Annotated in this window: 11 protein-coding genes and 1 pseudogene; 2 read left to right on the forward strand and 10 right to left on the reverse strand. The window is 51.5% G+C overall.

The annotated features are described in order from the left end of the window. Positions 1-226: 226 nt before the first annotated feature. Positions 227-697: pseudogene (locus QRN60_RS22735) on the reverse strand (GSU2403 family nucleotidyltransferase fold protein); the annotation flags it as partial. Positions 698-841: 144 nt separating this feature from the next. Then, complete coding sequence (locus tag QRN60_RS22740; protein ID WP_129567400.1) at positions 842-1,684, reverse strand: alpha/beta fold hydrolase; 843 nt, start codon at positions 1,682-1,684, stop codon at positions 842-844. A 302-nt stretch (positions 1,685-1,986) separates the two neighbouring features. Here QRN60_RS22740 and QRN60_RS22745 point away from each other — a divergent pair, with 302 nt between their 5' ends. After that, entirely contained in the window at positions 1,987-2,244 is a 258-nt protein-coding gene (locus QRN60_RS22745; RefSeq protein WP_129567401.1) for a hypothetical protein, read from the forward strand. A 25-nt stretch (positions 2,245-2,269) separates the two neighbouring features. Here QRN60_RS22745 and QRN60_RS22750 read toward each other — a convergent pair whose 3' ends face one another. The 6 genes from QRN60_RS22750 to QRN60_RS22775 all read right to left on the reverse strand — a co-directional run bounded on the left by QRN60_RS22750 (position 2,270) and on the right by QRN60_RS22775 (position 8,119). Then, a complete protein-coding gene (locus tag QRN60_RS22750; protein WP_129567402.1) occupies positions 2,270-3,220 on the reverse strand; it encodes a TIR domain-containing protein in 951 nt (316 codons plus the stop codon). 93 nt (positions 3,221-3,313) lie between these two features. Continuing rightward, complete coding sequence (locus tag QRN60_RS22755) at positions 3,314-4,210, reverse strand: HNH endonuclease (RefSeq protein ID WP_129567403.1); 897 nt, start codon at positions 4,208-4,210, stop codon at positions 3,314-3,316. Beyond that, positions 4,207-4,656, reverse strand: coding sequence for a very short patch repair endonuclease (locus QRN60_RS22760; protein ID WP_129567404.1), 450 nt, complete (start codon positions 4,654-4,656; stop codon positions 4,207-4,209). Before QRN60_RS22760 ends, QRN60_RS22755 begins: the two co-directional genes overlap by 4 nt. A 2-nt stretch (positions 4,657-4,658) precedes the next feature. Then, complete coding sequence (locus QRN60_RS22765) at positions 4,659-5,741, reverse strand: DNA cytosine methyltransferase (protein ID WP_129567405.1); 1,083 nt, start codon at positions 5,739-5,741, stop codon at positions 4,659-4,661. Between the two features lie 57 nt (positions 5,742-5,798). Beyond that, positions 5,799-6,716, reverse strand: coding sequence for an O-methyltransferase (locus tag QRN60_RS22770; RefSeq protein ID WP_502871955.1), 918 nt, complete (start codon positions 6,714-6,716; stop codon positions 5,799-5,801). A 29-nt stretch (positions 6,717-6,745) separates the two neighbouring features. Continuing rightward, on the reverse strand, positions 6,746-8,119 hold the full coding sequence (locus QRN60_RS22775) for an ATP-binding protein (RefSeq protein WP_129567407.1): 1,374 nt from the start codon (positions 8,117-8,119) through the stop codon (positions 6,746-6,748). A gap of 513 nt (positions 8,120-8,632) precedes the next feature. On the opposite strand from QRN60_RS22775, the gene QRN60_RS22780 reads away from it, so the two are divergent. After that, complete coding sequence (locus QRN60_RS22780; RefSeq protein WP_129567408.1) at positions 8,633-9,010, forward strand: putative periplasmic lipoprotein; 378 nt, start codon at positions 8,633-8,635, stop codon at positions 9,008-9,010. A 115-nt stretch (positions 9,011-9,125) separates the two neighbouring features. On the opposite strand, the gene QRN60_RS22785 is transcribed toward QRN60_RS22780, so the two are convergent. Together QRN60_RS22785 and QRN60_RS22790 are read right to left on the reverse strand one after the other, a co-directional pair. Continuing rightward, positions 9,126-9,530, reverse strand: a complete 405-nt coding sequence (locus tag QRN60_RS22785; protein ID WP_035199098.1) for a hypothetical protein — start codon at positions 9,528-9,530, stop codon at positions 9,126-9,128. Positions 9,531-9,576: 46 nt separating this feature from the next. After that, on the reverse strand, positions 9,577-9,795 hold the full coding sequence (locus QRN60_RS22790; protein ID WP_038493340.1) for a hypothetical protein: 219 nt from the start codon (positions 9,793-9,795) through the stop codon (positions 9,577-9,579). Positions 9,796-10,380 lie beyond the last annotated feature (585 nt).

Consider the following 10,380-nt stretch of genomic DNA (forward strand, 5'->3'; position numbering starts at 1 on the left):
AAGTTAGTCGGCCATATCAGAGTCCGACCGCTTAATGCTGTTCGGCAGAAAATCGAGAGCGTCGAGGCTGATGGAGAGAGTTTCACTTTTGCCAAGCCTGGCTTCGTAGTGACACGAGACGTGCATCGTATTCGGTGCGCGCCTTACACTTCGACGCGGTCTTTGTGAGCATTTTCGACCAAAGACGTTCGAGACAGTTTTCCTAATGCGCTCATCGAATGGTTTAGTCCTGCGCGAAGTCCGCATCGCCTGTTTGCATAGTGGTACCAGGGAGACGAACGCCAAGGAGGCCTCAGTAACAGCTGAAAGCCACAGAACCGACGAGGAGTGCCCTCAGACGAAAGAGGCCCGCGTCAGCGAGTACTTTGGTCACTTCACCCGCGAAGCGATCCGGCGCGGACATGCCGCCGCTTCGCAGCAGCATGCCGACGAGCTTGCGCCGCTCCCGGATGTCGTCTTTGACTTGCTTATGGGCTTTCACCCGGGCAGTGATGTCGGCGTCATCCTGCGGCCCGACATAGCGTCTCTTGTCCTTACCCTCGGGAGTAGGGAGATCAAAATACCAATAATTGCGGCCCTTGACCGGAACGGCAACAAACCGACCTTCAAGGGGAAAATCTGCCTGAAACTGAGCATCGAACGTCCGCTGCGCGAGTTCAGCGAACGCCGTTCTGTAAACGAGGTCAATCTGTTTCATCGCCCGATCCCGTTATAATGAATCTGCGAAACCATTATAACTCTGCTGCCAGATGTCAGTGGAGCGAGGCGCGAGATAATCCTCTAGCAAGCGGGTGGAAATAGCGCGGCCGGTTCTGCGGCCCAGTCCGTCGCAATGTATCGTTCATTGGTCTTCATCTAGCGTGTTTCTCGTGACCCTAAAACTTTTCAAAACTGCGGCAACAATTGCTTCCGGGCAATCCTCTTGAACAAGATGGCCAGTCTCGGGTAACAGGGTACACTGATGAGCGGAAATTAATGCTGCTAAACGCTCCCCCATCTCATAGGGAATCCAATCGTCATTTTTTCCCCAGAGCACAGTTACCGGGCAGTCCAACCGCGCATAGAGAGTTTCAATTTCATCCGTAAAACGCTGGTCCATTTGCGCGATTTGCCGATAAAATGCGGGCTGTCCGACAGGGCCGATCCAAGGCGCACTGTATATATTCAGCGCCTCTTCCGATAACGGCGACCGCGCGGCTGTTTGAAGGTAAGCACGTAACACGGCACGATGCATGTAGTCCGGCATTCGAGAAAAGGCCATTTCATGCTGACGAACATGCTGCACCAAGGGTGATCCCCATGGCGAAAGAGCTACAGCATCGATGATCGTTAAGGCTGAATAGCGCAATCCGTTAAGAAAGTAGGCACGAAGTACGGTTGCGCCGCCGAAATCGTGGGCCAGCATCTCTGGCCGATCAATATTCCACTCTCGAAACAGATTCGCTAAAACATCATTCTGCACGCCGAGCGACACATCCTGCCCTTCGCGCATTTCGGACTGTCCATATCCGACCATATCAAAATAATAAATGGTTCGATGACTGGCGAAGTGGGGGATGATACGGCGCCAGACCTGAGAAGAGAATGGCGTCCCGTGAACGGCAACCAGCGGCGGCCCGCTGCCTATTTTTCCCCAACGAACATCATTCCCGTTAATTCTTAGTTCGTGGGGGAGATCCAGCATGGAAATTCCTGTTCTTTCTTGGACCCGGTGCGTGACGCCCTTTCCTTGAATTTGCAAATCATCATCCCGATAGACTACGATCACCAGTTCATAATTTTGACGGTAAAGATCAGTCCGCTGTGATTAAGCATTGAAGTATGCCCCCTTTCGGTGCGGAAGTCCGACCCCGGTTGGGACAGGCCAATACGCGGATCAATGTGGCGTTTCGTGGATATGGCGGGGGGCCGCCTTCTGCGCCGATCGTGGGGTCAAATGCCAGGCCGAAACACAATGAAATGTTGAGGCATGACGAAAATATCCGGATGGCAGCCGAGTACCTGGCTCATATCGGGCGATTGGAACGGTGTGATGCCCACGGAACGATCTTTGGGGGAGCGGTCTGGGAATTGGAGGACGATTTTTACAAGCGAGTGATGTATGATCGCAACCGTGGAGCCAACGGCCCGGTTCCTTGGGCCGCTGCAATGGGAGCGCGCGAGTACACCGACCTTCTCAAGGAAGCGTACGAAAGGTATCCGGGCGAAGCTTGCTTCTCGTGCGAGAAGAACATGGCCGACTAATCTTATATCTAACAGATTGACCTACCTAGGCGAATCTAGGGGGGCCGCCAGTTAATACCTCAAGCCGCTTCATTAGCATGCCTTCCAATCCGGTCAGGTTGGTGTAGTCCGGGCAGTTGTACGCCGCGATATCGAAATGAATAGCAGTTCCGGCTCTGCGATACATAATGACCCGCCGGCCAAGAGCGTGGGCATAGCCAATCTCGTAGTAAACACTTGGCCTCTCGCCTGTAATGTCGGCAATCAGAAACTCGGCGGTTTTGATTTCGTCGAGAATGCGCTGAGTGATCACATCCTCATGCTCGATATCATCGGCGCGAACAGCTTTGATACCAAATCGCCTGAAGCATTCCTTGATCTTATTGCAAGCGTCCTCCAGTTCCGGCCGCTCCTTGGATATCCACATCATGATGAAAGCGGTGTCAGGGCGATAACCAGCGGCTATCGTTCGTGGGGTGCCGATTGAAATATCGTTTCCTTGAGCATGGTTCAAATCAGCGAGCTCCAATCTATCAATGAGTGACTGGTGCCATGAATTGAAACAACGCTGCGCCTCCGGCGGATTTGCCAGTCGCTCACTTTCGTGGGCTGCCTGGACCCCAAGAACAGAGCCCTCGTCGTGCAGTACCTGAACGTCTTCAAATTCGAAGTCGCGAAACCGCAATGCGGAGCGCATGCCCTTAAACGCGTGTCCGGCTTCACGCTCGTCCGCTTCCGTTAGCAGCGGCGAACGACGAATAACTGGTGCGATATGCTGTGCCAGCGTTGCCAAACGAGAAGCTATCGATTTTGCCTCTGCTTGCGAAGATTCCGGGAGCTCCGCCCAGAGGTCCTTGTTACTGTAAGTGTAGCCAAAGGGATCGTCACCCTCTTCCCAACTGCCGTTGACCTTCAAGATGGTTGCTGCGTGCTCAAAAAAGCTCAGGGCATCGCTGCGTATCTGGTTAAGCTTTCCCAATATTGATGGATCGTCCATAGCTAACCGCCTCCAACGGCTTTTGATTCCTCGGTCTAAAGCAACCCTCTTCCTTATCTTTTCTTTCTTGGCTTATGTAGTTCGCTCAATTGACTACTGGAAGCGCTTGTAAAATTGAGATCTATGCAGGGACAGATAATCTTGTGACGGATGATTATTAGGATTGGCTGGCAGTCGGATGCAACGACCAGGTTGCAAAAGGCTCACGAGCTGTGAAGGAAGGTCGGCTTTACCGACAACCACTCGGTAGTTTTCATCAATCGTGAAAAGGTGGCGATCAAAAAGCCAATGTACCGTCGAAGTCAATGCAATGCCATTTCGCACAGTATCGGGACCACCACTGGCTACGGGAAGTATGTGAGCCGCCTGTGCTTCTGGTTTGCCCTTCTGATCTAGCACTTTGAGCCCAGTTACAGCGCAGGTGGCATCGTAAGCGCTTAAAACATGCAGCCTGAAGCTCGCCAGGCGAACTAGCCGATTGACTAGAACAGCCTCCGACTTTCGGTCAGCTGAGAAGAGCTCGACTGGAGAAGAAGTTCCAACCACCATCTCTTCTATAAAAGGATTCCTAGGGTCCAAAGTGTCATGAAGTCCACGTCGAATGATTGTCGAGAAATCAGCTTCTTCTAGAATGCGAACGGATGCTCCTCGGAGCATACGGCCTGCATCTCCTGCCTTCGGTAGGTCTCTCAGAAAACGCTCTAAGAATATCCCATCTGATGACCGATACGGCACTGGTCCATCGAACTCGAAGTATTTTGAAACTCGCGCATAGAAATGCGTTGGGTCGGCCTTATCTCGTTCAATTTGTTCTAGAAACGCCGCACTTACATAGGCCATCCGACCATTGTTGACTCGGGTTTCGCGGTAAACCACCCAATCTCCAACAACTCTTTCAGCTATTGGAAGGTATTTCGAAGGGAAATGGTAGCGTTCCGTGATCTTGTCATCGTAAACTGAGGCCCCGCTGATATCAAAAACACCCCTCATGAAGACGAAGTCTCCGATACATTTCGGGTTTCGGGGTCTATTTGAAAGAATGAGATCAATCGATCTTTCAATTCTTTATCGCTTCTGGTTTGGCATTGCCAAATTACCAAGGGGTCCCAACCAAGAATTGAAATCTCGTGTAGCACTCGCTCATCCCTGTCGACATTTCTCCGAAATTTTTCTTCCCAAAATGCCTCGTTAGATTTTGGTGTGGTCGCTTTGCGGCAACCAGGATGGCGGTGCCAAAAGCAGCCGTGGACGAAGATCACCTTCTTCCATCGAGGGAAAATCAGATCAGGTCTTCCCGGTAGTTTGGACGTGTGCAGTCGGAACCGTAAACCCAATGAGAAAGCAGCTTTCCTGACCGCAATTTCTGGGGTTGTGTCGCGGCTCTTAACTCGCGACATCAACCATGAACGCTTTTCCGGGGTCAGGCGGTCCGTCATGTCTATTCCGCTGCTATGGGCGTCTCCTGGTACGCGTCGACCTTAGCTTTGATTGCAGAGAAAATCGCTTCTGCAATGATCGGAGACACGCTGTTTCCAATCATTCGAAAGCTATGCCAGATGGTGGGGTGAAAGACGTGCCGATCAGGGAAGCCTTGAAGTCGTGCTGCTTCTCTAACGGTAATGACTCGGTTCTCAGACGGATGTATTGGGCGCACAGCTTGACGCGAACCTTTGTCAGCACCTGTTCCGGCGCGTAGGGTGGGGCACTGTTTGGTCCAGTCCAGTCGGGGATGACGACCGACCTTATCTGTTCTGCCCGGTAGTACCGACGAGAAGCGCTCAACAACGTCCGGCTTGTGATCAACTATGCGATGTCCGGTGAAGCACCCATCGGCGTCGCGCATCTTACGGGCGTAGTCGAATGGGCGGCCTTTCTTCGTGATCTGCCATACGTCAAAATTTTTGTCGTCATTCTTAATAAACTTGGCCTGGGCCAGGTCTTCAATTGCAGCTTTGACGGTGGATGGGGCTTGTTGGTACGCTTTTAGATCATCCAAACCAAAATCGATTCCAAGCTCCTTCTTGAAGCCGATTACGAACAGCCGTCGTCGCCTTGTGGCTGCTCCAAAATCCGCAGCATCAAATATGTGAGGACCGAAAATATCGTAGCTGCCGTTCACTTGAGACAGCGCTTTGTCCAGCACCTCTTTGGCATCCGGATAAGAAAGCCCCTTTACGTTCTCCATTACGAAAAACAGCGGCTTGATCTCATTCACGATCCTGAAAAAGTGGCCAAGGAGTTGCCTACGTGGGTCGGACGCATCGCGCCTGCCGATATCGCTAAAGCCCTGACAGGGAGGGCCGCCAAACACCCCTGTAATTGGGGACTGAACTAGCCGTTGTATTTGCTCACCCGTAAGGGCCGAGACATCGCGCAGGTGGAGTTTGGTATCGCGGAAGTTCCGAGAGAATGAGGACGTGAGTATAGGGTCTATATCAAACGCCGCGCCGACCTTGAAGCCCGCATTGTGCGCGCCGAGGGAAAACCCGCCACAGCCACAGAACAAGTCAACGAGGGTCATGCAGCGATCCTCCGTGAAGTCGAGCCGTGGACGGTTGGCGTTCGTTGCATAACGCTATCATGCCGACATCTCGCCGAACACTGGATACTCTAGATAAAAGCGTTGGTATGCCTCTAGTTCAGAAGGTCGGAGCTCGAACTCTATGTCTTTGATTTTCAGAGGCGATACCGAAGGAAGGCGCGTGTCAAGCGCTCGCTTCTCTTTCTCCGTCAAGACGGGCAACTCTATGTTGAAAAGAGCTTCACCGGTAACGTGAGCTAGATCTGATGCTCCACTTTCGACGAATTTCTGTTTAGTCGACTCGTCGACAATCATTCCTCCGACCGTAATCATTTCGGCGTCGTCGGCGTACTTGTAGCACCAGATAGGCTGATACTCGCAACCTGGCTTTTTCTCCAGCACTGCCGATTTTATCTTTCCATGCAGGATGCTTGCCGCCAGTTCTGGAAAGTGCACTCGCGTTATCTCATTCTTCCGCGAGCGTAGGCTCTCGTCGTCGCAAATCGTCACCAAGTAATCGATCATCGATAACTCGTCGTCGTCATCATTCTTATGTCCGCGTAGCTGATCCGCCATTGCGTTGACCGTTACTAGGAACATGCTTCCAACCGACATCGCTCCTATTGCAGTCTCAATGTCGCCCGAAACCGCGTTCTTCAGCGGCCCGTCGTAGTCCAGCCAAACGATACTGGGTTTCTCGTCAAGGACCTCCCCGAGTGCGGTCGCGGCGTCTTCCATCTTAACTGCGATGCAACCGAATGGCTTGTTGAACTCGACACGCCTAGCGCGGCTTTTTTGGTTCTCGATTGTCACCATGTCGCAGATTCCCAGTGCCTTGTGCATCAGCACGAAATCTGAAAACCACATCGATCCAAATCCAACGTAACGATAATCCACTACGGGAAATTGGAGCCTCAACCGGTTCAGTGTGGCCAGGATGAGCTTCCGCTCGACATTTTTGTTCGGTCGGATCATGTAATTAATAGACTCAAATGATCGCTTCGTCACTTGGTAACTTCTCGCGTGAAGAAGTACTCAAATGTTTTGATCCCTACTTCTGATGGAGACGAGCCAATCATTCCCAGGGCCTCTGCTGCAGCTTGGACATCCGCCGCCTCGCGAAAGTACTCGATCACGACTATGTCTTTTACAGTTGTCTGGGGGAGCCTCATGGGTGAACTGATCATAATCCGCTCGACCGGCTTCGCGGCTGCCGCCTTTTCGATCCTCTTAAGTCTCTTAGCCTCAGCACGGCGCGCGTTAGTGTAGTCGGTAAGCTTTTTCGTTGCACGCATCATGATCGGCAGTGCACGCAAATAGAAAGTGTTGCTGGATTCAACGTCGCGCTTAGTTGTTTTCCAAGGAAGCTTACCTGGCTCGTCGCTGTCAAATCGCGCTACACCCACGAAGCCTATGTACTGAGGATGCCAAGCTGGAACAGGTTTGAGACCCCAGCCTGTATCGCTGGATTTATCGGCACTAACCACCACACGGTCGTTGCAAACTATGTACCAACCGTAGACGCCGGTGTCCGGATTGCGCGCAGTTGCGGAAGTGTCATCAGGCGGGGGATCCGCTAGTCCAGCGGAAATCTCGATCCGTACACCATCGATTTGCTCGACGTGCTTAAACGGGGCGAACTCCGCACTCTCCCTCATGACTGGCATCTGCGGTTTGACGGTGGTACCGTTTATCTGCACTTCAAGGCCACGACTTAGGATGAACGCATAGTCTCGAGAGACCATGCGCTGCAAGCGGTCGGTGAATGCGGGGTTGTCGAACTGGCGTGAGACCCCATCGTAAAGTTCAGTAATTCGTATTGTGGTGCCAACCGGTACAGCCGTATTGGCAGATACGATGTTGGTCATGGGGAAAGACCACTCGACCCGCTCGTTGCCGTCTGCATCCTTGTTGACTTGAGGGTCACGTCGCCACTTGTCGACGTTCAGTGATAGCGAGAAAGATTCCGTGCCGGTACTGGATACCATATCAACGACGTTCCCCATTTTGAACATCGCTCTTTTCATTCCAATGCCATAGAGCCCGATCGTGCCGTCTTTTAGCTCAGGCGCATCATCCGGACGGCCGAACCGAAACGCATACTCTTCAGCTATAGTGATCGGTATACCGCCAGACCGGTCCAGAATTTGGAAGAAGTCCTTATTGTAGTTGATTTCTACAACGTGGCCACCAAATGGTTTGGCAGCGTCGAGCTCGACACCAGCTCGGCGTGCCGCCTCATTGATGCCGTCAACGGAATTGTCCAAGAGATCGAGTATGCAATCCACCAGGTCAATGTCCCTGGTCAGCATGGCTATAAAAAAGCTCTTTGAAGGATTCGCGTTGGCAATCGTATCTTGTTCTTTTATTTCAGTCACTTATCTATAACTCCCGCCTTCGGCAAAGTTACAGCAACATCATTGCAGAGTCCACGTTCTGCGATTGCAAATCCTTAACATTTATCTCGTCACGAGAGTGCGCCAGCCCTGTTGCCGGATCATTGTAAATTGGCTTGTACAGATCAGTGCTCAGCCGAGTACAGTCCATCTCCCCAATTGAAGCATCCATCCGCCATATGGATTGGGAAAACTGAAAATTTTTACGAGGGAGTATAGAGGTGGCTCGGTTTGTTTGAACAGTTTCGGGCGTTTCACTAAGTGGATTTCCGCCTCGATTGTGCAGCCACCATCATTGATGCCAGCGCGTTGAAGTAGGCCTGATCCGGCGTCTGCCGAAAGCGTGCCGCAACCTGTTTGACGGTTATTGTCAGGTCTATCGAAGCGTGACCTTTCTATTTTCGGCTGTGGATCCGTGTGTGTTGCGCAATTTTAACTCAATAGCTGCAGGGTGCATTTTGCGTGTTGTGCTTTGACTTTTGGGGATTGAATTGAATGAGGACAGCTTTACTTCTCTGTGCAGCCGTGATGACACTGGCTGGATGCCAGACTCCGGCACCGCTATCTGTTTTGGATTCGCAGCGTCCACCGTCCAGACCGATTAAACGTGACTATGTGGACGCCATGCGCGGAACTATCAAACCCGGATATTTCACGAAAGCCGAGATTTCGAGCGTAGTGCTGCTCGACCCTGAAAAGCAGATTTACGCTTATTGCACGCGAACGGCGGAACGTTCCAACCCCGATTGGTCGTATATTGGCGTAGCCGTGTACAAGAATTTAAGCGTGGACGTTTCAAAGAATGACTACCGCTGCCGTGACAAGCGGTTGCGGTACTATAATTTTCCTGAGTTGCTGAACATGAAATTCTGATGGAGCCCGGTAGGCAGCGCTTAGCTCCTTTCGTGCCACCTGTTGCCGGCTGCGGAGATTGCAAGGCCAGCTTCGAGGCTCGTGCTGCTGGACCGGAGTGTCTTTAAGCCATGGCTTACACGCCTTTTATGATGTCGCAGATGCCCTTGCGGATGACATCCTTGTCGGCGATCTGTCCTGCCTGAATGTTGAAAACAGCATCGATCCGGACAGCGGCGCCTTTCTGGCGGGCGACAACGCGCAGCGTCTGAATCCTGCCGCTTCCGCTGGTTTCCTGATGGGCATCGATTGACGACAGTTCCTTGTTGATCTGGATACCTGAGAAACCTTCTGCTGCGACGGCCTGGGCGAGCTTTTGAAGGACAGCGGGTGCTTTGGCTTTCGGCAGTTCCTGAAAGGATTTGTAAGAGACAGCCGTGACCATCGGCACACCTGAGACTGTGAAGTTTTTCTCGCACGATGCTGCGAAGGCCGGGCTGGAGACGGTGATCAGACCGAGAATTGCGATGGCATGTTTCATATTGCGTAATCCGGTTGTTGGTGAAGGTTTTCAGCTGTTGGCCGCATCAGAATGTCGACCGTTTTCCTCTGTAGGTTGATGGCGGTGGTAATGCTTCATGAGCTTGCGCGAGCGTTTCCAGCCATGTTGCGAGGCCATCGGGAACTGTATCGTTGCCGGCTTCCAGCGCCTCGATCCATGAGAGTTCACATTGCAAGGCAGAGGCAATATTGATTGGCGTCCAGCGGATCACCCGCAGGCATTCATTAAAGCGTTCTGGCGACATGATGATTTGTTATGTTCCCCGTATTTTCGCGCAGAGGCTCCCTCACGCAGCCACGATAGTCAATCATTTTGTGCAACTTTTGATAGACCAAATGATCCGTATTTAGCCTGTCATTCGATTGCGATGACGGTAGCACGCGCTGCTGGGTGCGCAGGTGGAATATTATACCTTTGTAATCGCTATTAATACATATATTTTGTATATTTATACTTGTTGATCGGAATGAATTTTCCATTATTCGAGGGTGAATGGGTGGTTTGGTTAGGATCGGATCAATGGCGGGAGAGTGTCGATAAAACATATAATTTATTCAGCCGGGCATGAAAAACATATAAATAAGCATAAACCAACCGCATTAAGGAGAGGATGGGGATTTGATTGGTAAAGCTCGTCTGTTTGTGCGCAGATAATTTTGGACCGCTATAACCATGTGATTTTATATAGGTTTTTACAGCGAGGTGGATTTATTTATATGGGGGAAGCGGGAAGGAATCTGATTGGGAAGTGGATTGAAAAGGCGATGAAAACTAGCGGCGATCGATTACAATAACAATATCATGATATTGTTATTGTAATCGATCGCCG

This window comes from Agrobacterium sp. CFBP2214, from assembly GCF_030209895.1.
In the GTDB taxonomy this organism is placed as follows: domain Bacteria; phylum Pseudomonadota; class Alphaproteobacteria; order Rhizobiales; family Rhizobiaceae; genus Agrobacterium; species Agrobacterium radiobacter.

Excerpts from the sequence above, each read along its gene's own strand:
- QRN60_RS22790 (WP_038493340.1), bottom strand. The coding sequence starts at position 9,795 with ATGTCGCCAGAACGCTTTAATGAATGCCTGCGGGTGATCCGCTGGACG.
- QRN60_RS22755 (WP_129567403.1), bottom strand. The coding sequence starts at position 4,210 with ATGAGGGGTGTTTTTGATATCAGCGGGGCCTCAGTTTACGATGACAAG.
- QRN60_RS22780 (WP_129567408.1), top strand. The coding sequence starts at position 8,633 with ATGAGGACAGCTTTACTTCTCTGTGCAGCCGTGATGACACTGGCTGGA.
- QRN60_RS22770 (WP_502871955.1), bottom strand. The coding sequence starts at position 6,716 with ATGATCCGACCGAACAAAAATGTCGAGCGGAAGCTCATCCTGGCCACA.
- QRN60_RS22745 (WP_129567401.1), top strand. The coding sequence starts at position 1,987 with ATGGCAGCCGAGTACCTGGCTCATATCGGGCGATTGGAACGGTGTGAT.
- QRN60_RS22750 (WP_129567402.1), bottom strand. The coding sequence starts at position 3,220 with ATGGACGATCCATCAATATTGGGAAAGCTTAACCAGATACGCAGCGAT.
- QRN60_RS22740 (WP_129567400.1), bottom strand. The coding sequence starts at position 1,684 with ATGCTGGATCTCCCCCACGAACTAAGAATTAACGGGAATGATGTTCGT.
- QRN60_RS22765 (WP_129567405.1), bottom strand. The coding sequence starts at position 5,741 with ATGACCCTCGTTGACTTGTTCTGTGGCTGTGGCGGGTTTTCCCTCGGC.
- QRN60_RS22785 (WP_035199098.1), bottom strand. The coding sequence starts at position 9,530 with ATGAAACATGCCATCGCAATTCTCGGTCTGATCACCGTCTCCAGCCCG.
- QRN60_RS22760 (WP_129567404.1), bottom strand. The coding sequence starts at position 4,656 with ATGACGGACCGCCTGACCCCGGAAAAGCGTTCATGGTTGATGTCGCGA.